This is a genomic window from Lentimonas sp. CC4, from assembly GCF_902728235.1.
In the GTDB taxonomy this organism is placed as follows: domain Bacteria; phylum Verrucomicrobiota; class Verrucomicrobiia; order Opitutales; family Coraliomargaritaceae; genus Lentimonas.
In genome coordinates this window covers 2,319,919-2,346,607 of record NZ_CACVBO010000001.1, presented here as the reverse complement: position 1 = coordinate 2,346,607, position 26,689 = coordinate 2,319,919, and the positions used below count along the sequence as shown (strand labels likewise).

The following is a 26,689-nucleotide window of genomic DNA, read 5'->3' as shown; positions in this document are numbered from 1 at the left end:
AATAGATTATCATGAAACACATTCTATTCACTCCTATTTACCAAGAACGCGTCTGGGGCGGCACGAACTTTGAGCAAAAGCTCGGGCGCAGCTTACCCAGCGGTAAAGTCATCGGCGAAAGCTGGGAAATCGTTGATCGTCCCGAAGCGCAGTCAACCACTGCCGAAGGTCAAACGATCCGCGAGCTCATCGCAGCTGACCCCGAAGGTATTATGGGCGCAGGGTGGTCGGCTGATCGCCCCTTCCCGATCCTCGTCAAATGGCTGGATTGTCAGGAAAAGCTCAGCTTACAAGTGCATCCGCCCGCCGACATCGCTCCCAGCCTCGGTGGCGAGCCTAAGACAGAAAACTGGTATATCGCCGACGCCGAACCACACGCGACCCTCATGGCCGGCCTCAAACAGGGCGTCAGTCGCGAAGCCTTCGAAGCAGGCCTCAAAGACAACAACCTCGAGCCACTCGTGCATACCATGTCTGTGCAAGCGGGCGAATCGATCTTCATCCCGAGCGGTCGCATCCACGCCATTGGAGGCGGTAATCTCATCCTTGAGATTCAGCAAAACTCCGACACCACGTATCGTGTTTACGATTGGGGGCGCGTAGGACTAGACGGCACACCGCGAGCGTTGCACATTGAGGAATCACTTAAAAGTTCTGACTTTAACGACTTTGAGCCAGATACGCTCAAGCCCACCGACAGCGACCAGGACCTCGCGCAGAGCGATGTCTTCACACTTAAAAAGAATGTGCGCGCACAAGGTGAAACCATTCGTTTTGAGGCGGGACAGGCACGAATTCTGAGTGTCGTCAAAGGCACGCTCAAAGAAGGCGATGGCTCTGAAATCCAGCGTGGAGACAACGTCCTCCTACCTGCCAAGGAAACCTTCGAATACAAGGTGATCAACGATGCAGAAATCCTCGTCACAGAGAACTTCAGCTAGGACAAACATCCATGCAACGCGGCCCACGCGTGGACATATGAAATTTACAATCGGCACAGATATTGGCGGCACCAATACCACCACAGGTATTGTTGATCCGTCAGGAAAAATCATACGTAGTCACAGTTTTCGAACCGATGACTATGACGACAGTCAACAGTATGCAGCGCAACTCGCAGAAAGCGTTACATCACTCATACAGCAAACTGAGGCAGAGCTCGGCGGAGCGGACGTTGAGTGGCTCGGCATGGGGATTGGTGCACCAAACGGCAACAGCCTACGAAACAGTATCGACCATGCGCCTAACCTGCGCTTCAAAGGCGAAATACTGTTGGCAGACATGCTCAATCAGCACCTGAAGCTACCCACCATTCGGCTCGCGAACGATGCCAACGCAGCCGCGATTGGTGAAAAAATCTACGGCGGCGCAGCAGACTACGATCATTTCATCATGATTACGCTCGGCACTGGACTGGGCAGCGGCATCTACGTCGATGGCAAGCTCGTCGATGGCCAACATGGCATGGCTGGCGAAGTCGGCCACATGTCTGTGATCCCCAATGGCCGCTATTGCAACTACCACCGCCGCGGCAGCCTTGAAAACTACTGTTCGGCAATGGGCATTCGCAGAACCTTCTTTGAAATGCTCGCCGAGACAGGCCAGGCGTCAAAACTCAACCACCTTCCGATAGATGATATTGACTCCAAGTTGATTGCCAAATGTGCCAGCGAAGGAGATGCGATCTGCAAAGACACCATGGAATTTACAGGGCGCTTACTAGGCGAAGCGCTCGCCTCCGTAGCACTCGTCACCAACCCAGCGGCCATCTTCCTCTTTGGTGGGCCCGTTCAAGCGGGCGATATATTGCTAAGCCCGACACGCCGTTCATTTGAAAAGCACATCATCCCGACCTACCAAAACAAAATCAAAATATTGACTTCCGAGCTCCCACTCGGCGAAGCCGCGCTGCTGGGAGCGGCAGCCCTCGTGCTTACCAACAAGTAAGCACAAGCAGAGAACTTTTGCTCAAGAACCCTGCGATTCGTAACCGCACTCCAAACAGAAAGCCTCCGGGACGAAATCCACGGGGGCTTAAAAGAGCCTGTTCGCATCTTTAAGGGGTTCATCAACTATTCAGAGCACATCAGAAACATGCATATCATTTTTCCACGATCAGACGGAAGTTCTGGTGCGGTCTCTTTTATGCATTTGCCTCAACCGTGGTAGATAATCGACCCTAAACTGCTGGAATAACTGGCTAATCTGGACTCGATAAATGCACGCGCCCATTGTTTAGGGAAGTATGTGTAGTGATGCACGCCTGTTGGCTTGGCATCTTTGGGGTGCTTATCGTGCATCATTGCACATACTTGCTCGTTGAACTGAGCCGCTTCGGCCTGCGAGTTCAAACTGTCAGTTGCCCTCTAAGGGGAAAGTAATTTTCCGAATGCTTCGACTGGAAGCGTTGGCAAGTCGATTTGCAGTATGGTGAGCCTGGCCTTGGAGTGAGTGAACCAATGACAAGGGTTATTCTGAGAGTCTGCGGACGCGTCGATGCTGCTGGCCGGTTCAAAACTGAATAATTGGCGCGACCCGAATAAGCGCCGCCGTCCCCTTGTCGTTTTGTTTGGCTGACATGAGGTTTTGAGTGATAACCGATGGAGTGGATTTGCTCGCATGTTACGGTGGCTTCTTCGCGAATACGGATCGTCTGGGCAAACTTTTGACGAGTATGAGCGTGTCGTGCTTACAGTGCGGACAGCACGGGATTTGCGCAGGTTCGCAGGCGCTATTGTCTGTTTCCTTAGGCAACTCAGCGGTGCCGATGATTGCTTTAATCCGGGTGATGTTCGTTTTTCTGGTGGCGTTGGAGAGTATACCGTAATGCCTGATCTTACAAAAACGTGGAGGCAGGATGTGGGTGCGAAAACGGTGAATGAAGTCTTCGATCCGGATGGTGGACACCTTCTTTTTAGATGCGTCGGCGTAGTCACGATATTTAAAGGTGACCGTCTTGGCATCGGGATCGATGGCAAGTATGCGTGAATCGCCAATGGCCACCCTGTGGGTGTATCTGGACAGATATGCGAGGACTTGAGCAGGGCCGCCGAAAGGCGGCTTGGCATAGACGACCCACTTTTTGGCGAGGATGGTGTGGATTAATTTTCTGAACCCTCCGCGATCAGCGCGTGGGGCGTTCGACCCGCCGAAGTTGAGCCTTCCTGCATCGAAGAGCTTCCAGAGTCCATCCCGGTATTTGGCTCGAAAAACCTTCGACAGGGCTTTAACTGGGAAACAGAAGTTGGGATTGGCGGATGTCCATTTTGAGGCGTCCGCATCAAAGGCACCACCGAGGACAATGCAGTGCAAATGATAGTGATCGGTGAGTTGCTGGCTCCAGGTATGCAGCACGGTCGTGACTCCAGCCTGACCTCCAAAGCGATTGCTTGCGAACTGCAAAAGCGTGGCACTGGCGCAATCGAACAAGAGCTTGTAAAGCTCGGCGCGGTTGTAACGAATAAGTGGATTGAGTGAGTGCGGTAGCGTGAAGACGGTATGAAAATAAGGCACCGGCAGCAGTGCTTCACTTTGCTTGTCGAGCCACAGACGGGCTTGCCTGCCTTGGCATCCAGGGCAATGACGGTCGCCGCAGCCATGAGAGGTCGAGTGGTGCTTTCCGCAGTGAGTGCAGTGGAAGAGCTGACCGCCCATCTCGGGCGTGCGGCACTTGATGATCGCGCTGAGCACTTTATGATGTTGGGGCGGTAACTTGTGTTTGAGTACATAATCAGGCAGTCCGATGCGGATAACATCGGCGACACTGGGGCCGCTCACCCCGCCAGCAGAAGCCGGGGACGCGGGCATCGAGTCCGGACACATCAAGCGCGCTAAGTGCTCTTGGTTGGTTAGACTAACCCGTGACCGGTTGCACTCTGGGCAAGTGACTCAAGTCAATGAAATCGAGCGGACTGCGCGTGCCGGCAAAGCGTTCTTCGGTGACATGGAGGTAAACAGCAGTGCTGTTTAGGCTTCGGTGTCCGAGCAACTTCTGCACGATCGTGATCTCGACTCCGGCTTCCAGCAGATGTGTGGCAAATGAGTGCCGCAAGCTGTGGATGCCCCCGTGGTTTTGCACGCCCGAACGCTCAACCGCCGTAGTGAAGATCATTTGCACAGTCTTCCTGCCGATGCAGGCTTCCTGTGTGCGTGGCGAGGGAAACAGATACTCGCCGTCAGGGCGGTAGAGACGCCAGTGGACACGCAACTCTTCAAGCAGTGCTGGCGACAAAATAGTATAGCGGTCTTTGGCTCCTTTGGCGTTCTCGATACGAATCATCATACGATCCGAATCCAAGTCGGTGGCCTTGATCCGACACAATTCCTCCAGCCGCATGCCGGTGGCGTAAGCGGTCATCAGAATCGTGCGGTGCATCGGCTTGCGGCAAGCTTCCAGAATTTTAGTAACCTCATTGGCACTGTAAGGCTTCGGTAATTTTCGTCCGATTTTGGGTCGCAGAAAGGCCTTGGAAACTTCGTCAATCGAGCGCCCCAGAACGTGTTGATAAAAGAATCGCAGCCCCGCGATTCTTACGCTGATTGTCTGCGGGGCGAGGTCTCTGGCGTGCAGTGAAAGCAGGTAATGGCGCACTGCTTCGTTGTTTATTTTATCGGGCGAGCGGCGACAAAAGCGCGACAGCTCTGTGACTGCGAAAACATAGTTTTCGCGGGTGCTCTCGGCTAGGCCGCGCAGGGTGATCTCTTCGTTTAGTTTTGTTCTTAGGTGACTCATAGGGAGCCGACCTTAGCAAACACCAGCGATACCGATTGCCTATAATCGACAGCAGCCAAGTCAATGGGATCTCCGCGAAGCGGCTTAGTTCAATACCCCTTATGTCTAATTTGCCCTTTACGCTCATACGACGCCGATAGACTCTTTCGTAAACGCGCCTCAGATAGTGAACATATCGAGGCAAAAAAAATGGAATATTCCGACTCAAAGTAGATCAAGCTTTAGACAAACCGTCCAATGCCGCACGCAGGCTCTTACTCACTTTGCACATCTTCACGAGCTGACTCTTTGTATAATTTAGAAGCCTAATGTAAGACGCCAAGTAGACCGCGTAATCATCTGTATATTTTGCATCTTCAAGTCTCGCCGCTCGTCGCATTTCCTTCTTTAAAAGGTATAGGTTATAAAAGGCAGCGACTACCAATGTCCTTAACCCTCCATCCTTAAGTTCTTCCTGCTGAATAACTATGAAGCTTTCTTCAACTATTCTGATTTCTTTCAGCAATTTGGCGAGACCGACATTATTGCTTCGTCCCGTTACCACGTGCCTCCAAAACGGAGCAGGCAGTGTGTAAAGTTTCCTACGCGTGCTTGGGCTAATAGAACCTTTACAATACATTGCCATGTCTTCAAAAAGGAAAGCAAGTTCTAGCGGGCTAACCGCCTCTCGAAAGCACAAGCTCGAATACAGCTGATTTTTCATGAAAAATGGCTCTCTCAAAGTCACTGGAAAAGCGAAACCTTTACGCTCAAGACCGGAAAGCCACAATAGATTATTAGGTCGAAGCTCAGAATTAACAAAATCGATGTTTTCGTTTTCGATCTCGCAGACTCTATAAAATAACCGATCGTAATCCTCTGCTGCTTGATCCGGGCGAACAAATAGGTTCTCAGCGAATTTGAGTACATCAGAATCCGGCGTGACACTTGGCAGTGGTAAATCCAAGGCTTCTGCCACTGCAATAGATGTCAAAATCCCAGTATCACCTGCGCCAGACTCGATTCGCTTGATCGAATTAACCTGTAACCCCGCTTTAGTGGCCAAATCCAATTGAGTCGCTTCTAACCTCAACCGGGCACATCTCACTTCGCTGGCAAAGTCGTATTTACTAAAAAAGTAACTACAATCACAGGAAAATATATTTGAAAGGATAATTGACATTGTCTGAAATTATCACACTGAATATTTAGGACAAGCAGAAAAAGCAGCTTTATTCCAAGGAGTCGGATGTCTCATTTTCTCGGACTGATGATTTAGGCTACTGCAAAAAAATCCCAAATATAAATACGTATGAGTAACAAAATAATAAATATCGTTAAAAAAAACAAATATGAACTAGTCGAAGAAGACGAGTGCAATAAAATCGTCAACAATGTGACAGGTGGCACTGTCTCACAAAACATGGGAGAGATTCCCGACTGGATGATTACTGACGAGCTCGATAGAGTTCGCCCAATAGGCACAACGATTTTCACCACTGAACACGGAGTCGAGCTAGTTAGAATACCAAACGGAGGGTATCACATCTATCATCCAAGCGCAGAAAGCGAAGATGGAGTATTACTCGATGCATCCACGACTTTCGTCGATATCCATCACGCCTTCATTTGGGCAATGCACAATGGCCTGGTGGGATCGATAGATGACTTTACCCGATCAATTGACAAAGCCATGTGCCACAACGACGCAAAGCTGCTAAATAAAAGCAACGGCTTGATGGCGCATAAAATGCAACTCGCGGAAGATGTATTCCGCTTCCGCGTCAAGGAGTTGCTTGATCTGAAAATCTACCGGGCATGCGTCCTGTTGATCGACAATGAAATTCGCGTGGTCGACATCAACGAATCCATGGCTTCGACAATCGAGCAGTTGTGCGAGCCAGAAGGAAAAGACTATGGCTACCCTCGCCATGACGTAGATGGATTCCCGAAATTAAATAGTCTTCGCGAGGAACTCGAAGAGGCACAGATCGGCGAATTAATAACGAATACTGAAACTTGTTATTTCGTCACGAACTGCGCGCCGTCGAAGTGGGACTTTCCATTGAAATTAGAAAAAACGCAATTGGATTCTGCCGTTTGGTGCCTGCCGATTGCCCCTGTAGCAAACATCGAGATTAACGTGTTAGCAATTAGTGCGGTGACACTGTGCGTATTGACCGAAGCGTGGTTAACTGCCTGCGAATGGCCTGATTTTTCACTCGATCGGGCATCTCTCAAAGGCAATCGCACAAATCAAGAGCAGTGTGCCGTCAATCCACATTCACCGAACGTTTTCTCAATGGAGAATCTTTATAACGAGGATCAATAAATCCTTATATCTCAAGACCACAAAACCGAAACTAAACCCATATAAATGACGAAACACAACAAAAACCATGACAACAGATACAAATATAATCACCGACACTTCCCCATTAAAAAAACAAAATGAATTTTCATTGGGGGATCAAGAGACCAAAGTCGAGAAACCGAAATTCAAATACATGGAGCCATGCTTCGTTGAAGCAGTCGCTGACTTCCTAAAACCCGAATCAACATTAACCAAGAATGCTGTCGCTCAAAAAGGAGATAAACATTTTGACCGTTACAGTGACGAATTGATTACAATCAGTAAAATTGTTGGTCAGCCCGAAAATATCAAAAATATCCCTTCAAAGCAGCGCGCAGAAGTATTAGATATTATACGTTGCTCCAACGTACCTAAACCCCTCCGCTTTTTCGCTAATGAGCTGTGGAATCTCGACTTTCAAAAAGATGCCTTAAAAGCGGGCGGTGCGAACCAGGCCCTTGCCAGCAAATCACCCCAGACAGGACTAGATTACGACAGAAAAGACTCGTGCGTCCAAAAGCTGAAAACCCTATTGAAGGGACACAACGAAGAAAAGCAGCTAAGCGCGGATCAGCTTGACAGCCTCATAGACTCTCTGACCCAAAGCACTGAACAAGCTGCTGCACAATCCCGAAGATACCTAACAGGTATGCTCTATATTGGCGCAGCGCTAATCTTTTTTCGTTTCCAATGTGCTCTTCTCGATAAAGCAGACGCCCAGGCCTTACACGGTCGCCTGCTTTCAGCCCTTAATCGACACTTCAACAAGTCCACTAGAACCGCCCTGGATGCAACCCTTGGTAGAATTCGAAGAGCATACATCAAAACGATAGCCTACCACCTAGAGGAGCCAGAACCTGACTTAAAAGACAAAAAAGATCTCTGGTCACTCTATACGAGATCTATTGAAGAGATCCCTATTTTGGTGGAGCGCTATTTTGAAGGAAACCTGAATGACTCGTATCTAACCGGAATCCCCTACCTACCAACCGTCCCCGGCAAAAGGAAAGTTAAAAGCAGCAAAGAACCACCTGAATGGGCTCTTCACATAAAGAGCCTCAAATCCTTATTTGAGGCTACAGATCCAGGCTCGAATGATAAAAAACATTTCGATGGCGGTTTCGTAGACGCCACGATGTTCAGCCTTGAAAGGCTGACTAACATTCTCAGCAAACAAGAGCCCTCGACCCTACACGGATGTAAACAAAGCATCCAAGAACAGATCGAACGGCTGGAATCGTTGATCGTCCATGAAGCATAACCCCGACTCCAAACGATGATAACAAACCTGAGAGATGAAAATAATCGTCGAACTCCGTCGCTAGTCACAATCAGACGAAGGTTTGAGAGACGCCGACGAATCAAAGACAGATCGGCGTCCATCTGCATAGAACTACCCTCCCCTGATCCGGCCCGCCTGTGTGCGTTTGGCCGCGTCCTTTTCACAACGGATGTTATGTCCAATTCCTCTGTTTCGGCTCACTCTAACTCTGTGAGTTCTCATACAGGTCGCCTGGAGGAAAGAGACATAACATCGCATTGTGACCGCACGCGGCATTCTAGCGGGCCGGATGAGGGAGGGACTAAATTCCGGCCATTGACTAATCTTATCGACCGCGATCGAACGTTCTCATAAACCCGAAACGACAAATTGGGTGATTTTCAATCTCTAACGGTTCTACCCTGCATTTTCAGGCATAAACGACAGGTGGGTGACACGCTATAGCAGCAAATCGTACCCCTGCGACAAGTGGGTGACTCCCCCTACGGTGCAAATCGCACCTCTACTCAAATGACGCAATACGTCAATAACGGTCAAAGTTTCGCTGGCACACAACCAGCCAAAACAACATTTAATGCGCTCCATATCATAGCTTTAGGCAAAGCACAACACACAGGCCTACGATCGCAGGAGCTCCTCGGACCTGCCCATTTCGGTCAAAAATATGGCGAAAATCACCATTTTTATGTCCAGAAAATGCCTCGCTAATCTTATCCCCCCGAAAACGGAGGTACGATTTGCGCGTGCAGGAAGGACGCACCCTTGCCGGAGGCATAGGGGCGTCTCCCTGTTTTCGCGAGTGAGGTCATCTCGGCTTAGCAGCCGAAGAGAACCTCGCGAAAAAGCTTCCGCCAACATCGGGGGCGATTGTTGGCTGCGTGCCCTACCTGAAGAATCAGATCGGACTTTGCATTTTGAAATTCAAATCAAATTTCTATTTCGGCGATCAATAGTTGCCGACTAAAAATTTTGAAAATCCGTGACCAACTTTTCAAAACTAAAATCAAAAATGAATTTAGGAAATGAAAAATATTTTGAACACCAAAATTCAATTTCCAAAACTATTCCTGAAAACCGAATTTCAAAATCAGATTCAATTTTCGAATCCGCTTTTTAAAATAAAAATATAAATTCAAAATGAAATTCAGAAAACTGATCTCTAATTTAAAAAGGTAAATCGAAAGTTTAAAATCAAAATTCAAAATGCATTTTGAAAACGAGTTTCATTTTTTTAAAATCAGTTTTTAAATTAAAATCAATCCGCTGCTTCAAAATATATTTCGAAAGCTAAAAAGTGATTTCTAAAAATCGAGACTCAAGAAGCTGTCTTTTCGACGGTGCCCAAGATGATCAACCTGCCAAAAAGTTCGAGACTCCAAATTGATTGCAGTCAACCAACCAAGGCCGGAGAACGGAAGCGTGTCGATGCAGATCGAATAATTCCCGAAACTAGGCAGTCCAGACCGTTGGATCGCGTGCCCACACACAACCAACTTCCCCGACATATGCCGAACAGGTGACTCGTAAAATTTCCACAGCATATCATTCTCTATCTGATCACACATATTCAGGTCTGGATCTAAACTCCCGTGCACAAAAATGACATCAGCGGTTTCATAATAGAGCGCACTGCTCTCGAACAGCTCCCAGTCCCGCTGAGGAATGTCATAGAAGCTCGACGCGTTATAGGAGTCCAGAGTGGCATCACCGCCACACTCGATCCAAAACGGTAGACTCGTACGGTTATTTCGTGCCTCAAGTAGCATGGCTTCATGATTGCCTCGCAAGACCACAGTCGAGCGCTGGTTTTTCAGCTGATGCACCCGCCGCAGCACGCCAGCCGAATCTGGGCCACGATCAATGAGATCGCCGAGCAAAACCACCTTATCTCCTGCTGCCAGTGGAATGTATTCAAGTAGCGCCTCAAACACTGTCAAATGCCCATGCACGTCACCTATTGCCCAAGTCGCCATAACTCCCACTTTCAGTCCGCCCTCAAACAAGCAGACTGCAAATCCCCTCCAATTTCCGAAGTAGTATTGGCAGGCGCGCCTGACTGGCACTGTCAGGCGGCAAGTAACCGGGAAGGGCTTCAATAAATTCACCCTCGGCTGACAGCGCACGGCACGCTAGAACAAGATAAGCCCTCAAGTCAGAACGTGCCTGATCAATCTCCTCGACAATGTGAGACCGTCCATCGACCACTGTTAAAAAGTCCTCCAAGTCATGACTCGCATAATAGTCCCCTTCCCCACGCTCAGTGAATGTGAGGTATTTGGTAACCAATAATCCAATCGGAGACACCACCCTCAGGCGCTCATGCGCATATTCAACGATCTTCGCAGTTTCCAAGGCCTCTCTAAACCATTTCGTATTGAGACCGATCAAGCCACCGTCTGTAGGCATGATATCAACAACGAGTAAGCCCAAGCGCCAACGGCAGATGGGTGCACCTTCGGAATCATCATGGTTAAAGCCACCTTTTCGTAAAACTTCCTCCACATCCGAGTAGCGCCGTCCGGAGACAAGTTCGACGATGACATCCACATCCTTGGTAGGTCTGGCCGGTGATAGGTCGGGCGCATCCAGCAGAAGGTTAACGACCGAACCACCCGTAAAAGCGTAGTTCAGCCCCGCTGCATCCAGATGCGTCGCCACGACCCGCAAGGCTCCAATATCAACTTCCGGCATATTCCTTCAATCGTTTCCGAATTTCATCTTCAGCCAGCTTCTTCTCACGCATACGACCGATCCTCAAAGCATCCACCAGCGACAACAAGTCGTATAGCTCGGAATCCTTCTTCGCGACATTAGCGACACTGCGGTAAAGCGGCTCCACGGCTACCCCCTGCACGGTTCCTTCCGGATCGGGCCAAATTGGGGTTGGCTGATCAGTCTGAGCAAACTTATCCGCCAGAGCGGGAGCCGCCCATGCTGTCGGCATCCCACGAGTCCATTCTTTTGGAGATGTCGCAAAAACATACGGAACTCCATGTATGAGAAATTCCAACAGCGGACCGCGCCGCACTTCTTTTGAATCCAATTGAACAAGACGTGCCTCGCACAAGCGCTTCTCAGCTGCGTGCACCTCCGAGGCACTCATCCCAAGAACCTTCGCTTTTTCGGCATAGCTGAGCCCCTTCGCACCCGGCAGGCACAAATTCAAGGCAACCAAAACATCCTGTGGTTTTAACACCATGCCCATACGCTATTCGCGAATTGCGAATAGTCCACTCTTTTCTAGCTAATGTTAAAGTCCTGCCTTCAGAAAGAAACTTAGCAAGGGAGCGACTATGAGATGCTGCATGATCGAAAACTGGGACGAGAATAGGCGCTTTGGTCATGAGCCGAGAAAACTCAAGGTGCAGCTGTCTTCACTTTCTATTCTCGGACGCAAATATTTCACACAACTTGATCCCCCAGCGACACAACCAACCTGAACTCGTTCTGCACTGATTGAACCTCGGCATCGGCTTTTCTAATACCGACCTCCAATTCATTCGAACCTGCTGCGGCATTCTATTTTCAACCCACCAGAGCGTCCCGCAATTTCTGAACCAAAGCAGGCAATCTCTGTTTTGCTGAATTTCCGGAGTTTAGAAAATCCTCCAACTCGTCGAGGAGCCTTTTCGCATTCTGGATGCGGACGCTCGGTGATGGTGATCGGGAAGGCTTGGGCGTAGCTTCAAGTTTGGCCTCCACGGCTTCCCGAATACGTGCCGCGGTGACTTCATTGCCTTCCGCCACAATCTCAAGGACTTCGCCCCGGCTCTCGACGTCTGGCAATCGCGCCAATTCGCGGACATGGGCCTCACACTTGAGCAGATCTAAAGACTCACGCGAAATGTCTACAATTGTAGACATTTCGCGTACGATCGTCCCGGCTTTCGCAAGATGATAAGCATAAGATCGCGAGATGTTATGCACGTCGGCGCAATATTCCTCGAAGGTTTTGAACCTCTGGCGGTAGAGTTTACCCTCCTTGATCCGAGCGAGGGCGATACCTGCGTCGACAAAGGCTTTCGCAGCTTTCGCCACCATCTGATCCAGTCGCCGGAATTCCCGCCGCTCCTCATCACTCAAAGATTCAGATGTTGCCAGCTGGTTCACGACTACGGGTTGCCGAGCTCCCCTTCGCGTCGGCAGAGACTTTCGCGGTTTTTCGTTAGAACGGTATTCGTGAAAATACTTTGGAAATTCCCGGATTTTCAGGTCGGCGAGTCCGGCGGCCTCCCATTCGTCCCAATCGCCTCCGTGGGAGTCCTTCAATAGGATAGGATTGCCAGCTCCATCGACTGGACGACGTCCCATCTGCTTCATAAAAAAAGCCACGCCGGATTCCCTGCAGTGCTCACGTAGTTCCCGAGCCCATTCCACATTGAAAGGACGAAGGGACTCACCGGTTCCCGACTCGCCGCCGACGATCACCCAATCAATTCCTTCAAGTGGCAATTTTTCGGGTGGTATACGATCCCAAAGCGGTTCGATTGACAGGCCTCGGACTTTGGCAGGCACTTTAGTGAGAGCCTTCAAACGGTTAAGGTTTCCTGAATCCGCTTGAGTCAAGGTGCTCATCGCACAGACGTTCTCTGGCAAGCCTCCGATTTGGGAGGCAAACTTCTTCATTTTCTGGGGACGCTTGGTCAACCACAGCCAAAGATGCCGCTTGCCGGCTTCGGAGCGAATGGCAGGGAGCGTGTCCGTTTTAAGAAAATCAAAGTCCTTTTCATCGGAAAAGGCATCTCCCATATCGCTCACGAAAATCAGGCGAGGTAGTCCGTCGATCCACCCCCGCCCAGGTTTCGTCCTCTTGCCCGAAGCGATAAAATGGGGGTCCCGGGTGCCGAGAAGATCACGCTCCGATGCCATCGCCTCAACCCGCCCCGGAAAGGGCTTCACTTGTTCAAATGTCGGCGCGTATCCCTTGTGCGCCTGCCGGGCCAAAGAACTCCCAGCTTTTTTGGCCGGCAGCAAACTGCTGGCCTTATTTAGGTGCAACATAGCAGCGTAACATGTGATGTGACTCTCAATCGCAGTCTTTGCTGCATTGGCAGTATCCTTGTCGCATTGCAAGGTCACGAAGTCCAAGAACTCACTTTTGAAGTGATGAATATTCGTTGTGGTCACTTCCTGCAGGTGCCCTTCACCGGGGGCATCAATTTGTCCATAAGCCGTGTCGATCAGCCCTTGATATGTTTTCTTGGCTCGCCCTTGAGTCCACATGGCATTCCGCTTTTTAATAACCTGATCGACTTCTTTCAATATCTTCGCTGGGCCACTGAATAATTCACAGCCCCCGCAGCCCATGATCGGATTGACCGTCGAATCGCACCACTGGATTTTAGTTTCTAAACTCACAACGCATAAAACATGGTGAAGTCTGATGGACTGGCAAGTAGGATTCGATAGAGCGACTGAAGGGATAGACGAATGTATTATTAAGATGCCCTCCAGATATTTGATACACCCCTGCTCTTACACACGGTGAATCTTTGATAGACAAAACAACATACGCTTGGAGCAGGAACGTATTCCCCACGCTTATGTGCTTCACGCTTTAGACCCTTACGGTTTCAAAGCCTAACCGATTGCGATCATACTTATAACCCGCTAGGGTCATACAATCGAGAACTGCACAGCGAATAGAAGCTCTGTGCTTGAGCTTTGCCGGAGGCGTTTCTCTGCCTCATCCAGCATGCTATCCTTCTGCTTCCTGATCTCATCAAGTACGGCGAAATACTCACGCCGAAGACCTGTCAACTTGCTCTCTAGAATCTGGATCTGCCGTGTGATTTTAAACTTTTCATCCAACGTTACCGCCAATCTGGCGGCCTTCTTTAGTTTCTGAATCACCGTGTCGGCTTTCCTAATTCCGACCTCCAGACTTCGCTTCTTGTCATTAGCCCACCCTTCAAGTTTTCCGAGCTCAGCTTCAAAGTAGCGTGTATTCTGTTCAGCCGCTCGCGCTACGATTTTTTGCACCTCAGAATTAGTTAAGTCACTCAAATCGAGAGGGTTCGTCGAAGCCGAGCAAACCTGACATGGAAGGGCACTAAAAAGCCGTATGCACTGTTCTGCATCCAATTCAATCCCATCATCTGTCCTAGCTCCCCAGACCAAATGATCCTGCGTGTCTGCACTTTTGATAGTTAACTTTGTCAACTCAAGTTGCCCAGACTTTCCAACCAATTCTTTTAGCATGGCCACCTTACGACGCGATGCAGTCCAGTCGAAGGTCAGATGTTTAAATGGGGTCTCTTGGCTCATCGCATCTTCAAGAACGCGGTGTGCCAATGGATGATTCATCCTGTAAACGAAAGCGCTACCACTCAGGGCGCCGAGCTTATATCGCCCTAGTTTGATTGAATCGTCTGAATACGGATTCTTAAACAGATCAAAGACAGGCTCAGGAGGAGTGAAGAGCGCGGAACCACTCAAAACCCACTTGGTCACTTTTAAGAGCCAAGATTCGTATCGTCCCAAGCATTCCTTGCCAGCTTCAAAATTGACCCTCAAACGGTCATGAACGTCACTATCGAAATTTTCAAGCAAGCGTCTTTGCGTTGCCCTCATCGCTTTCTCAATCTGCTGATCATATTCATTCTGCAGTTCATCAAACGCACTGTTAATCTCATGAGGAAGTCGACAAGTTTTGTAAATATCTGCGATGCGCCGTTCAAGGTCCATCCCAGACTCAAGAGCGCCGAGAACTTCATCGCTGGCACCAAAAACACCACTAAATAGCTTAAACTTTTCATTCAGAAGCTCAAAAACTCTTTGATCGGCAGCGTTGTTCCGATTTAGGAAGTTAACCACGACCACATCATGGATCTGGCCATAGCGATGGCACCGACCAATCCGCTGCTCCACTCGTTGCGGGTTCCATGGCAAATCATAATTAATCACCAGAGAGCAGAATTGAAGGTTCACCCCTTCGGCCGCGGCCTCCGTTGCAATCATGATCGCTGCGTTTTCGCGAAAGTGATCAACGAGTGCGGATTTCACATCAACCGACCGATTCCCTGAAACGCGCCCGCTGTTCTCAGGGCGTGATTTCCAAGAGTCATAGATCCGTTGAGATTTTGGGTCGTTATTCGTGCCATTGAAAATGACAATTTGATCATCAGAATAAACCCGTTTCAGAATGCGTAGTATATAATGTTGCGTTCGACGGAACTCGGTGAAAACGATCGCCTTCTCGGCTGCTTGTAACTTGCGAATTTTCTTGAATCCGACATCCAATCCTTCGAGTAGCGCAACGCCCTTCGAATTGTCCGTGATCGAAGCAGCGCGGATGCACAATTGCTCCACCGTAGCGAGCTCTTCTTGAATTCCGTATATAGTCGCCTCGTCCCCGTCAGCAATCATCGGTTCATCAGAAACCACTGCTTGACTAAGCTCCAAGGCTTCGACCTCTGCAGCAAGATGTCGATCAATGTCGTGTATTTCCTCTACCCCGCTTTCGTCATTTCGAAGCTCCGCTTTTAGCCTACGAGCCAGAAGTTCTAAAGTCCCTTGGATTGCGAAGGTTGACGATGCCATTAGCTTCGCAAGGAGCAATGCCATCAGAGGTTTCACGCCATGCGCGAAAGAATACCCCTGATACCCGATGAAGTCGATCATAGCCTCATACAGAGCCTGCTCCTCTGCCGTCGGAGTGAATTCCTGAACAACTGAAATCCGTTTCGTGTATCTGATGTACTCTAGCACATCGCGCCGAAGGCATCGGTAGCAAATCGGCGCTAAACGACTCTTTAGTTCCTCAAAGATCTGAGGGGCCAGTGATTGTTTCATATAGCGTTCCCGAAAACTACTCTCGTCACCGAAGATGTAGGGATCAATGAAGCTAACCAAACCATAGAGTTCCATCAGCGAGTTCTGCAACGGTGTCGCCGTCAGTAGAATTTTCGGAAACCCAATCAAAGCGCTTAGAAGAGTCTGAGCGATCTTGCTTTCATCCTTGTAGACATTCCGAAGCTTGTGCGCTTCATCCATCACGACAAGATCCCAAGAAACTTGGCTGAGATACTCAGCCTTATTGGCTGCGAAATGATAGGAGCACAAGATGATCACATTCTGATCAAACGGATTGGTAACGCCGCGCTTGATAGCCTTCCCAAAGCCGATTCCTTCCACAATTTTCGACGGAAGATAGAACTTCTCAGAAAGCTCCCGACACCATTGCGGTCGCAAGGTAGCGGGAACAATGATCAATATCTTACGCTTTCTTTCGGCCCACCTCTGAGATAGCAGAATCCCGGCCTCAATGGTTTTCCCCAGCCCAACTTCGTCGGCCAAAATCACACCGTTGGAAAGTGGTGACTTGAAAGCGAAAAGCGCCGCCGAAACCTGGTGAGGATTCAAATCCACCTGCGGAGAACTGACCAAAGTTCCAGCGAACTTTTCGGAATCCTCGGTAGAACAACGCCTTGTCAGGGCGTGTGCAAAAAACTTAGCATGAAATTCGGTGACCTCATTACTCATGGCACGACTCCCCTTCCTGCCCTGCTTGGCGTTCCTTTGCCTCGACCACCTCAATTGCCAATCTGGTCTTTTCTTCCACCGCTCTCAACCCTTCCAAGACATCAGCAATGTCGCTTCGACCAAGCCCCTCATAGACATCGCATACAAAGACCCCAAGACCACGCTCCGTGGACCTCAACCGTCTAGCAAACTTCCTCGGCCTGACGTCGGCAGACGTTTTTCGCAATGCTATTGCAGCTTTTATGACAGGATCCAGACATTGCTCATTTTCGCAGTCTTCAGACTGGTCTTTTTTCTTAGCTTGAACCACGCCTTCATCTTCTAATTCCTCAACCTCACTCGTTGTTCCCTCTACTATTTTCTTGAAAGGATTCCCGGGAAGGGCTCTGAGTTGTGGAGCAAGATCCGCGAGGAGCATAGATCCTCGACGGTTTATTTCAATAAATAGGCTTTCCCACCAAGTAGTGAAATTTGGCATCAAAACCGACAGTGGTTCTTGATCGGTCTGGATACGACTGACAATCGATGCACATTCGTTATTGAGCCGTTCCAAAGAACGATCAGACAAGGGCACTCCAAGATAGTTGTAGAACCGCTCACTCAACTTCCCAACCAGATCAGGCTCTTCATTTGCCACTTCGATCGACCACCGAAATGCCAAATGGATTAGGCAAACGATCCGCAACATTAGCAGCTTTCGCTCTCCATCCATCTTTCCGAGGGCATTGAATATTTGATCGGCCGCGAGGACGATAGCGTCAGACTGCGCTTTTCGATCTACCTCTTCGGAATTCATGACGACGGTCAACGACTCAACCGGAGCGGAGACCTTACTTAATGCTGCGTCAAGACCTGCAAAACTAACCAATCGGGTCAGTTGATCCAATGGATTCAAATTAAAGATCAGGGCTGCTAGCTGAGGAAAAAGTTTAGAACGTATCCCTGGCTTCTTTAATGCCTCTTCAACAGAAGCCGAAAAAGACTTCGAATCGCTTGCGTCGAGCTTAATCAAAGCCACCAATTCTCGATTCAACTCAGAACCTTGATATCCAATTTCCTTTACCAATCCACAGGCTGATAAAGTCGGTCGCAATCCCGACCGGCAGGCATTCACCCATTTTCTAATCTCGTCTAGTGCGACCGGATCTTTCAGCACCCGATCATAATTTTGCTTTTTCGCCATAACTAACTCCTTTTTTTAGAGCTTGGGACTTTTCCGCCACCGCGGCGGAGAACCCCCAAACATTTGTATTCCGGACTAGTCTCGAACTATAGAAACCGTCCCCGAAGATGACGGAGCCACGACAAATATATGCTGAAATGGACAAAGAACCCCTATCCATTCCTAAAAATCTATCATTACAAAACGTCATCTAATTATCGCTTTTTGATTAAGAGCGAAATTTACAAGACGTTTTCTGAAATGGGCGAAAAAACGTAAGATTAACGATTCAGTGCATATAAAATAGGAAAATTCCGCCGCTATAACCCCTCACATTGTCGGAAGTATAGCTGCGGCGCCTAAGAAACCTGAAATTTTAGTGGCGCCTGTAGTATAATTGCCAAAAAACCCGAAAAACCAGAAACTCAGTCAGCCCAATCCTATAAGGAAATTAATAAGATGCGGCTATTCGGTCTTTGTTGTCGCAGATTTGCTTGTTACTGAGTCGAGCCCATCCCATGGCAATAAAAAAGCTCCAGACTGTTAAGTCTGGAGCTTTTTGAAAAATCCTAAAACTGGAAGCTCAACTTAAAGCTTAGCGCTCACAGTAGGCGCAGCCTTGAAGGAAACCTTCTTCTTAGCCTTCACGTTGACTACCGAGCCATCAAGTGGGTTACGTCCTTTTCTGGGTGCAGAGCATCCGATGTAAAAATTGCCAACGCCTGGAAGCGGTGCAACCACGGATGGCTTAACCGAACCCTCGCCCTTCTTAGGCTTTTTGATTCCCTTCGCTGCCTTTTTCAAAGCTTTGAGATAAACAGTACCCACCGCATCAAGCGTACGTGTGGCTTCCGCCTTACTTTCTAGTCCTAGCTCCTGCTGGAGCGCTTCTACGAGTTCACCTTTTGTCATTGTATTTAATCGTTTTTAATAGAGCCACCGCAATGCAATGGCGCGAAGACACTAGATAGACATAGTCGCTGAATAATACCAAGCCATAAGCGCACACAGATAGTGGACATCTCCTGTAAATCACTGGCCAGAATAAAATGACTTTGCCCATATTCTGCTGTCTTCAGAATTTTAAATCAAAAGCTCGCATTTCCCAACTGACTGGAGCGAAAGTCCAGTCTATGCGCTCTATAAAACTCTACTTAACCTTAAGCCTCCTAATCATCGCTCAATCTACTTCACAGGGCCAAACAATCGAAGAGCTGCTCAACTACCGAGGGATTGACGAGCCCAATATTGCCCACCCCAATCAGGTCGAATACTCTAAAATCCATCATAACGAAACCGCATTTTTCGAAACGGAATTAATTGAACGCTATCAGAGTTTACGTTTCTTGAAATCGGACTACGAAATCCCCAACCAGATTCTCGAAAAATATAGAATTACTGAATTAGACAGAATCCGCGATGATCTCGCCCAAACGGCGAAAAATCTTAACCCAGCGGATCCAGGATTTCGCGTAATCGAAATGGATTTCCGGCTCATCCATCTGGATAGCAACCGCTTGAGTGTCATCGCCCACAGTCATGTCTACGCGGGTGGAGCCTACGGGGCGATTCGTCACAAAGCATTTAATTTTATCCGGAAAGAGAACGAGTGGAAAAATTACGATCCACTAACCGATGATTCAGACCCGACTACGCTCAGAAAACAGATACTGGATCAACTCAACCTGAAGGGATTCAACGGTGAGTATTTTGCAAAAACCTGGCCAGATGTAACCGCTCCTGAAACGCGGCCATTTCAAGTCGTCGAACTGCCGGATGAATACTATCTGTTGTTTCAGCGCTACACAGTGACAACTGGAGTTCATGGAAGCATTGTCATTCGTCTATCAAAAACAACGATGACAAGAAAATGAAACGACCTCTCCAATAAACAACTGATTCTGTGCGCCCCGGCCTCCCTCAACAGGCCGGGAAACGAGGCGCATAACGAAGGTACTTTCATTCCCCCAAAATGATGGGGTCGAAAATGAGGCAGTGCACACGTTCCACGTGCTCTGCCTCATGTGTATAATGGCAATAATATAGTGCTCACTGTTGAGCACATAGAGACGGTGAACGTTCAGCATTCTGCGGCTCTTTTCACCGATTTAACTGCTTGGGGAGATAACCCGTTTGGTGCCTAGAGTTTTGCGGGCCTCATTCTGAGGCTACAAAACGCTACTAACGCTTTTTTTTGCTATAATCCTTGTGGTTAAGCCGTGTCCAAACACGTCACTTCAACTCCTTTTTAATGAAATGATAATTCTATCTAAAACTGAAACCAATGAACACACCATACTGAGTGCTCCTATTTGTCTTAACACCTTGGTCCGAATCGACCTCGACACATACGCCGTCTTTCAACCTCTAAAAAATGAGCCCATCTTGAAATTCAAATCCGTAGGTTTTTCCAGACTGCTAAATAGGATCACTGATGCCATCGTCAAAATCGACATCTACAATGCGAATAATGATGCCCCCTTGATTCACCTTCATCTCCAAAATGGTCAAATTGCGGCCTTCGACTCAAACGAAGCGAGTTATACAATGACTCATCTTGAGGAATTAGATTTGTATAAAGACGACGACCTGCGTCCAGTCCTAACCTACTACGAAAATCTACCACCTACGTATCCGTTTAATCGGATGCTAATGGAATCGGATCTAATCGAACAGATCAATCTTTCCGCCTCACACTCAAATCCAAGCCACACACTCCAACATCTCTGGAGCGTATATCGCCATACACTGGCTAACGGGATGAATTACCATGGCGATCATCCCCAGGTGATCGCCAGTGAGCTCGGAAACTTTGTCATCAGAGAATACCCATGCGGTCGTGTCGCCTTCACCGCGACGTGACCACATAAATTCCCAAAAAATGACACTCCTCAAAGATCCGCCTTATCGGCGGATCTTTTTTTTTGCTCCACACGCAAAGGCTTTTCGTAGCTCTCGCGATTTAAAATCAACTCAAAACCAAACTAAATATTATGACAAAATCAAAACGAACATTGCAGGAACTCGCCATCCAAATAATGGAGGCCGAACCCAATATTACTATCCACAAATTCGCAGAAAGACTCGGAAAACGCTACCAACATGCCGCTTCGTTAATGACATATGCGCGCAAAAAACTCGGGCAGAAAACATGGGAAAACCCAACGAAAGTCGACAAGATGATGGCAATCCTCACACTAACCGAGAAGGCAACTGGGCGTCAGTTACAAGCGTGGCTTGATGTCAGTTCCGGGCGCGCTGGCGAACTCAAAGCCATCGCCAAGAAACGGCTTTCCTCGAACCAGAAGCCTTCTGGTGACGCGATTAAATGGGCAAAGGGCATTTTGGGGATTAGCAATAAGATCGCCACTCCCTCAATACCTAACGAAGAAACCGACATCATGGCGGGAATCCGGAATCTAATTTCCGAAATCAGAGATATAGCTCCTACTCCAATAGACCTCTGCTATAATCAGAATCAGAATGGCCACCTCCTAGAACTTGCGATCCCGGATCTTCATCTAGGTCGCTACTCCTGCGTGGAAGAGACGGCTGAGGCCTACGACGTGGACATTGCCTGTCAACTGTATCGAAACGCAGTTGCAGATCTTCTATCCCAGGCAAAATTCGCCTATAACATCGAGCAAATTGTCCTGCCAATAGGTAGTGATTTTCTGACAGTCGACAACCTTCGCAACACCACCAGTCGAGGCACACGACAGGATGTCAGTGGCAATTTCCCACATCACTTCAGGCAGGGAGTAAAACTACTCCGCGAGACTGTCGAAACCCTTCGTCGCGTGGCTCCAGTGAAAGTTCTCATCATAAATGGCAATCATGACTCCATATCCAGTATCGCGTTCGGCGAGCTACTCAGCGCACTCTATGAGTCGACTCACAGCGTGGAGGTGCAAAATCACTGCGATCAGCCTAGGAAATACATACGATTCGGAGTAAACTTACTGGGCTATGCGCACGGTCATGAGGAAAAAGCTCGGTCACTACCAATGTTAATGGCCACTGAAGCCGCATCAGACTGGGGCAATACGCAGCATCGAGAGTTCCATGTCGGCCACTTTCACCATACCCGAGACGTTTGCTATTTAAGCACCAGCGAGGCCGATGGAGTTATCGTCCGTGTTATCCCGTCACTGAGTGCAGCAGATCGGTGGCACGCGAGCAAAGGCTTCCGCTCGCAGCGGGCTGCGTTGGCATTTGTTTACCATGCCCAAAAAGGTCAACGGGCAATTCTAAGACATTCGATACTGGAACCTTTAAAAATCGCAGTCTCACAGATCTCATAATTCTAGAGTCTCCTGTCTCGGTTTCACCGAGTCCTGAGACTCTCTGTAATTGGTTTGGGTGTTGGTCAGGTCGATCAACAACGCCATCGGCGTTTAACCATAATCAAATCAATAATGCATACTAAACAAGCGACGCTAACGCGTCAAATCAAGTCGTGCCGGAATGCTCCGGCTGAAATCATCAATCGTCTCAATCAAGTCACGAAACATCAGTCCATATGGGAACAGCGAAACACGTTTTCGTTGCCTCAACTCCATGGACGGATCCGATGCCGATGGAATTCGCATCTGCTAGTGTTGCCCTACTTTCACATCATCGAATCCGATGAAGAGAATACTACAGTTCACCTACTACTGTTCAAACACCGAAAGATACTCACACTCAAAAAAATATTCGGAAATTGGAAAGTGCACCGTATAGCAGCCGAAGAGTTTGTATCTCAAGTCGTGCCAAAGCGCCACCTGCGGACAGGGCATCTCTACAAGACCGCCAGTCGATCAAAAATGAAATCAGTCGAACGCTCACTGAGTATCAAAAACAAGCAACTCCCAGCGCTCACAAATGTGAATGCCGACATTTTGATAAACAGCATCAACATACATCCACATCTGAAAGCATTACGAATACTCGCAGATCAATACGTTGCCGAGCTTGACCTAAAAATAAATCAGCAAAAAGCAATATAACCACTCAACAACACTCACGTAACAAACGGGGCAGCGATACAGCTGCCCCGTTTGTATTTACAAAGCCAATACAATAATGAAAGAACTCCCAACAAAATTCATCAACCTCACCAATGCCCTACTGATCAGTAGCGAGAAACTAGCACCCAAAATTTGGCGCTACGATCTCGACCAGTATGCCATCACCGTCGAATGGAAAAAGGATCCTATTTTTGCATTTCGTTCAGAGGCATTTTCAACCCTCATCAATTCTCTAGATCTTGAGATCAACGATTTCATCGTAATGAAATGCGAATGCCAGATTTGCCAAAAATCTCATGACTTTACGGAATTACGCATCCGCACCGAAGACATGACACTATACTACCTTGATACAAACGACTGTATCACCAAAGGCGAAACGTTGGAAATGACTGAAAAAGAAGCCAAAACAGCGTTATCTCCTATGCAAAAATGGGGTCTCCCATTCGAGCATCCGTATGACCGTATGATCTTATCAAACAACCTGATTCATGAACTCAGCGGGTATACGGATTCCAGCGATTCAAAAGACATAATGAAACACCTATGGATGGAGTTAAACCGCTCAAAGACAGGTTCGCTGGTCGATCAGGTGATTACAGTTGATAGCGAATTCTGCGAATTCTCGGTGACAGAATTAAAATGTGGCCGACACATCCTAATGACCAAAGAGGAAGGAGGTGAACAAGACTAAGCCATAATCCTAACAACATAGAATCATAATATCCACGCGGCAGGCTCTCAACGAGCCTGCCGCATTTTCTTTTAATCGCTTCGATATATCTACTCTACGCATGGAGAAACCGGAGCGCGAACCACAAATATTCAACCATATATCACGGTGAATAAACCGTATAATTACGCCAAAACTTACTAACTAATAAAATGAACAAAATAGACCTAAAAACACTAAACTGGGCCAATGCACAGATCATCTCAAAGGGTGCCGCGAGAACTCAACTCATGCGTATCCCACCAATGACATTCATCCTTTACGACCAAAAGGCAAAAAAACCGCTAATCGCATTTGAGAGCCCTTCGCTCGCATATTTCCACGACCATAATAATGAAGACATACATGAAGTCTTCATGGTGACGCAACACGTCACACATGACTGCATTGCTCGCACGCTGTCCGAAGTTCATCTTACGCTCGCAGACCAGACTCTCGTAATTCTCACAGAGTTCGATCGTCTCTTTATCGCCCGAGAGCAAAGAACCAAAGTGCATGAATTGTCATCACTCAACTCACCATATAAAATGTGGGGGATCGAACCGAAAGCCCCATATGCCTTTATGCTATTAACTGAGCGTCTCGTCGACTACATCGACGATATCTCAGAGGAGGGACAACAACAGCAACTCGTTTATGTAATCTGGAGAGATTACGAACTGGAACGACGGAAAGATCCTGAATCTGACGCCAGACTCGTGATTGATGGGGAATTCATCCGCTTCTCGGCAAAGCGATTTAACACAGTTTTGGTCGTTTTCGATCTCACATAAAAAATGAAAACTTTAATCCTAATTCTTATCATCGTTTGGTCTCTAGCTGGAGCGACTTACAGCTGGATAGACATGTGCCATAGCATGGACATCGAAGCCACACTCGATCCGGGAGATCCCACTCCCCTAAGCAAAACCATCGCGTATGGCCCACTCATTTGGCTCTTTCACATAATCGGATACATTGTAATTCACGCATTCATACTTCTCAACGACGTAGTTGAATTCATTCGGTCACGCTTTTGAAACGAACCGCCTGATCTAGCACCGCCCCCAGCTCTTTACTGGGGGCGACTTCAAACAGTCCAGCAGCAACCGATATCACTGTCCCGAAATTATTCCCCATCCCTTCTAATAAAGGGAATGTTTTTGGAAATAGCAGTTGAACTTCGAAGCAATCTTCCAAAAGGGAGATAATAAGCACTGACAGGTAGCCTAAAAAAACAAATCAACCATCAATTATAATGAAAACATTCAAAACACTAAGCGAAGTCGGCCGCGGCCGACTTCTTTTTCAAACAGAGTCTGACGAAAACAGCGAAGAACTCTACCGCGCCACAACGAATGAATACCTTCGATGTCGAGGTGCGGAAGAAATCATCCTTCCCTCTCAATCAGCAGCCATAGAGTGGGCGGTTGATCACGATCTATGTCATGACAAAGCGGAGTTCCTCAAACGCTGCACTGAAGTAGTTCGTATTCCATGGAAATCAGTCATCCCCGAAGTTCGCCCATATTTTGGTGGCTCCGCAGAATTAGAGTCACCAGTCGATCCAAATCTAAGAATCGAAGAATTGATACAGCACCCCGCCTACAACACCTGCATCGTGCAGCATGAAGGAGGAGAAGAAGAAGTCATTCGCCTAAACAACAAGCAGCGCGAGAAGGTAGTGTGCTTCGTGCAATGCATCTTTGAGTCCGACTATTACACGGGGAAGTGTGTTCTGTTGCCGAGCGGCGACCAAATCGGGTACAGCAACAATGAGCAATTTGTTCAGATGTTCTACGTCAGGACTAACGAACACTGCTATGAACTGGAAACTTACTCCGTGTTTTCAGGAAAGAACCTTCCACACTATTTCAAGCAACGGGAATTTGACGAAGTCACATGGCTCAAGGTTCATCTCGACAACTTAAATAAGACCGACACTCCCACGAAGCTTGCGCTGCTGGGAATCGCCTGGAACATGCATTACCAAATCAATTACGAGTACAATTATTCGCCCGACATGTATCCGCTAGAAATCCTGCAAGACTTAGGGATACTTCCTTACGAATCGGCACCGGAACTATATGATTATTAACTGGAGGTTAAGCACATGTATACCTTCCGGAAAATCAGTGAAATAGGAAGAGCACGCCGATTATATACAGCCAAGACGGACACAGACGACAAGGAACTATTGTTGTCGACGACCGGAGAATTTGTGTTGCGAAAAGGGCATCAAGAAGTCCTTCTTGCCAACAGTCAGGAAGCTCTTGATTGGTCGCTCAACCACAAGTTGTGCTCAAGCAGGCATCATTTTTTGGAAGACTGGGTCGAGCTCATTCGAATCCCCTATGGCTCTGTGATTCCAAAAATCCGCATATCCTCCGATGACATGGAATATTTGGATCTTGGCGACAACAAGGTGTTGCGGGCACAAGAACTGATACAGCATCCGATATTCAATCACTGTATCGTCAAGCACCGCGATCGTGAAGATCGAGTAACCCTGACACCAGCCTTACGGACAAAAGTTGTGAGAATGGTTAGCCAAATATATGAAACAGACTACTATGAGCGCAGTCTAGTGAACTTTGCTGACGGTTCTCGTATCCAGTATACAGGTTATGATTCCTACATGGAACACTTCAATCTATTCGACGATGCTCAAAGCTGCTCTGTAGCCTGCTTTTCAGTATATCAAGGCACGGACCTACCTTACGACTTCCGAACGCGAGATACCGACGAGACCACTTGGCTCAGAATGCCTGAGCATTATGAAGTCTGGAGTGATGACAAAATCACCAGCCTAGCATCGGCCGCGGTCGCAGTTTGCATTCACTACCAGATCAATAACGAGGAAATACACGGCATCGACGAGCATCCGCTCGCTTTACATGAACTCGGGTGCATGGAACTCAGTCAAGACTAAGAAACCTGCCTACTGCAGGCTCCCCACAAAGGGGAACCTGC

At 48.1% G+C, this 26,689-nt stretch carries 23 protein-coding genes; 13 read left to right on the top strand and 10 right to left on the bottom strand.

Features of this window, described 5'->3' with window-relative positions; all coding sequences use genetic code 11:
- Positions 1 to 11: 11 nt before the first annotated feature.
- Positions 12 to 941: a type I phosphomannose isomerase catalytic subunit gene (locus GZZ87_RS10160; RefSeq protein ID WP_162027252.1), complete on the top strand. Its 930-nt coding sequence runs from the start codon at positions 12 to 14 to the stop codon at positions 939 to 941.
- Positions 942 to 978: 37 nt separating this feature from the next.
- Positions 979 to 1,947 carry an ROK family protein gene (locus tag GZZ87_RS10155; protein WP_162027251.1) on the top strand — a complete coding sequence of 323 codons (969 nt, stop codon included), beginning with the start codon at positions 979 to 981 and terminating at the stop codon, positions 1,945 to 1,947.
- Between the two features lie 675 nt (positions 1,948 to 2,622).
- On the opposite strand, the gene GZZ87_RS10150 is transcribed toward GZZ87_RS10155, so the two are convergent.
- The 3 genes from GZZ87_RS10150 to GZZ87_RS10140 all read right to left on the bottom strand — a co-directional run bounded on the left by GZZ87_RS10150 (position 2,623) and on the right by GZZ87_RS10140 (position 5,894).
- A complete protein-coding gene (locus tag GZZ87_RS10150) occupies positions 2,623 to 3,807 on the bottom strand; it encodes an IS91 family transposase (protein ID WP_162071437.1) in 1,185 nt (394 codons plus the stop codon).
- Between the two features lie 46 nt (positions 3,808 to 3,853).
- Complete coding sequence (locus tag GZZ87_RS10145) at positions 3,854 to 4,732, bottom strand: site-specific integrase (protein ID WP_162027249.1); 879 nt, start codon at positions 4,730 to 4,732, stop codon at positions 3,854 to 3,856.
- A gap of 214 nt (positions 4,733 to 4,946) precedes the next feature.
- On the bottom strand, positions 4,947 to 5,894 hold the full coding sequence (locus GZZ87_RS10140; RefSeq protein ID WP_162027248.1) for a helix-turn-helix transcriptional regulator: 948 nt from the start codon (positions 5,892 to 5,894) through the stop codon (positions 4,947 to 4,949).
- A 129-nt stretch (positions 5,895 to 6,023) separates the two neighbouring features.
- Between GZZ87_RS10140 and GZZ87_RS10135 the strand changes: the two genes are divergently transcribed.
- Positions 6,024 to 7,043, top strand: coding sequence for a hypothetical protein (locus tag GZZ87_RS10135; RefSeq protein ID WP_162027247.1), 1,020 nt, complete (start codon positions 6,024 to 6,026; stop codon positions 7,041 to 7,043).
- A gap of 67 nt (positions 7,044 to 7,110) precedes the next feature.
- A complete protein-coding gene (locus GZZ87_RS10130) occupies positions 7,111 to 8,325 on the top strand; it encodes a hypothetical protein (protein ID WP_162027246.1) in 1,215 nt (404 codons plus the stop codon).
- 1,322 nt (positions 8,326 to 9,647) lie between these two features.
- On the opposite strand, the gene GZZ87_RS10125 is transcribed toward GZZ87_RS10130, so the two are convergent.
- The 7 genes from GZZ87_RS10125 to GZZ87_RS10095 form a co-directional block, all read right to left on the bottom strand.
- Entirely contained in the window at positions 9,648 to 10,319 is a 672-nt protein-coding gene (locus GZZ87_RS10125; RefSeq protein ID WP_162027245.1) for a metallophosphoesterase family protein, read from the bottom strand.
- A 22-nt stretch (positions 10,320 to 10,341) separates the two neighbouring features.
- Positions 10,342 to 11,037: a hypothetical protein gene (locus GZZ87_RS10120; RefSeq protein WP_162027244.1), complete on the bottom strand. Its 696-nt coding sequence runs from the start codon at positions 11,035 to 11,037 to the stop codon at positions 10,342 to 10,344.
- Entirely contained in the window at positions 11,024 to 11,545 is a 522-nt protein-coding gene (locus tag GZZ87_RS10115) for a hypothetical protein (RefSeq protein ID WP_162027243.1), read from the bottom strand. Before GZZ87_RS10115 ends, GZZ87_RS10120 begins: the two co-directional genes overlap by 14 nt.
- Positions 11,546 to 11,871: 326 nt before the next feature.
- Complete coding sequence (locus GZZ87_RS10110; RefSeq protein WP_162027242.1) at positions 11,872 to 13,704, bottom strand: DUF5131 family protein; 1,833 nt, start codon at positions 13,702 to 13,704, stop codon at positions 11,872 to 11,874.
- A 258-nt stretch (positions 13,705 to 13,962) separates the two neighbouring features.
- Entirely contained in the window at positions 13,963 to 16,830 is a 2,868-nt protein-coding gene (locus GZZ87_RS10105; RefSeq protein WP_162027241.1) for an SNF2-related protein, read from the bottom strand.
- Positions 16,823 to 18,013, bottom strand: coding sequence for a hypothetical protein (locus GZZ87_RS10100; RefSeq protein WP_162027240.1), 1,191 nt, complete (start codon positions 18,011 to 18,013; stop codon positions 16,823 to 16,825). Before GZZ87_RS10100 ends, GZZ87_RS10105 begins: the two co-directional genes overlap by 8 nt.
- 567 nt (positions 18,014 to 18,580) lie before the next feature.
- On the bottom strand, positions 18,581 to 18,904 hold the full coding sequence (locus GZZ87_RS10095) for an HU family DNA-binding protein (protein ID WP_162027239.1): 324 nt from the start codon (positions 18,902 to 18,904) through the stop codon (positions 18,581 to 18,583).
- A gap of 221 nt (positions 18,905 to 19,125) precedes the next feature.
- Between GZZ87_RS10095 and GZZ87_RS10090 the strand changes: the two genes are divergently transcribed.
- The 9 genes from GZZ87_RS10090 (at position 19,126) to GZZ87_RS10050 (ending at position 26,648) form a co-directional block, all read left to right on the top strand.
- On the top strand, positions 19,126 to 19,866 hold the full coding sequence (locus GZZ87_RS10090; RefSeq protein WP_162027238.1) for a hypothetical protein: 741 nt from the start codon (positions 19,126 to 19,128) through the stop codon (positions 19,864 to 19,866).
- 382 nt (positions 19,867 to 20,248) lie between these two features.
- Positions 20,249 to 20,854 (top strand): hypothetical protein, encoded by a 606-nt coding sequence (locus GZZ87_RS10085; RefSeq protein ID WP_162027237.1) that lies wholly within the window; start codon positions 20,249 to 20,251, stop codon positions 20,852 to 20,854.
- A gap of 131 nt (positions 20,855 to 20,985) precedes the next feature.
- Complete coding sequence (locus tag GZZ87_RS10080; RefSeq protein WP_162027236.1) at positions 20,986 to 22,296, top strand: hypothetical protein; 1,311 nt, start codon at positions 20,986 to 20,988, stop codon at positions 22,294 to 22,296.
- A gap of 114 nt (positions 22,297 to 22,410) precedes the next feature.
- On the top strand, positions 22,411 to 22,983 hold the full coding sequence (locus GZZ87_RS10075; protein ID WP_162027235.1) for a hypothetical protein: 573 nt from the start codon (positions 22,411 to 22,413) through the stop codon (positions 22,981 to 22,983).
- Positions 22,984 to 23,059: 76 nt separating this feature from the next.
- Positions 23,060 to 23,698, top strand: a complete 639-nt coding sequence (locus GZZ87_RS10070; protein ID WP_162027234.1) for a hypothetical protein — start codon at positions 23,060 to 23,062, stop codon at positions 23,696 to 23,698.
- Positions 23,699 to 23,889: 191 nt separating this feature from the next.
- On the top strand, positions 23,890 to 24,510 hold the full coding sequence (locus GZZ87_RS10065; RefSeq protein ID WP_162027233.1) for a hypothetical protein: 621 nt from the start codon (positions 23,890 to 23,892) through the stop codon (positions 24,508 to 24,510).
- A gap of 3 nt (positions 24,511 to 24,513) precedes the next feature.
- On the top strand, positions 24,514 to 24,756 hold the full coding sequence (locus tag GZZ87_RS10060; protein WP_162027232.1) for a hypothetical protein: 243 nt from the start codon (positions 24,514 to 24,516) through the stop codon (positions 24,754 to 24,756).
- Between the two features lie 218 nt (positions 24,757 to 24,974).
- Positions 24,975 to 25,814, top strand: coding sequence for a hypothetical protein (locus tag GZZ87_RS10055; protein ID WP_162027231.1), 840 nt, complete (start codon positions 24,975 to 24,977; stop codon positions 25,812 to 25,814).
- 15 nt (positions 25,815 to 25,829) lie between these two features.
- Complete coding sequence (locus tag GZZ87_RS10050; RefSeq protein WP_162027230.1) at positions 25,830 to 26,648, top strand: hypothetical protein; 819 nt, start codon at positions 25,830 to 25,832, stop codon at positions 26,646 to 26,648.
- Positions 26,649 to 26,689 lie beyond the last annotated feature (41 nt).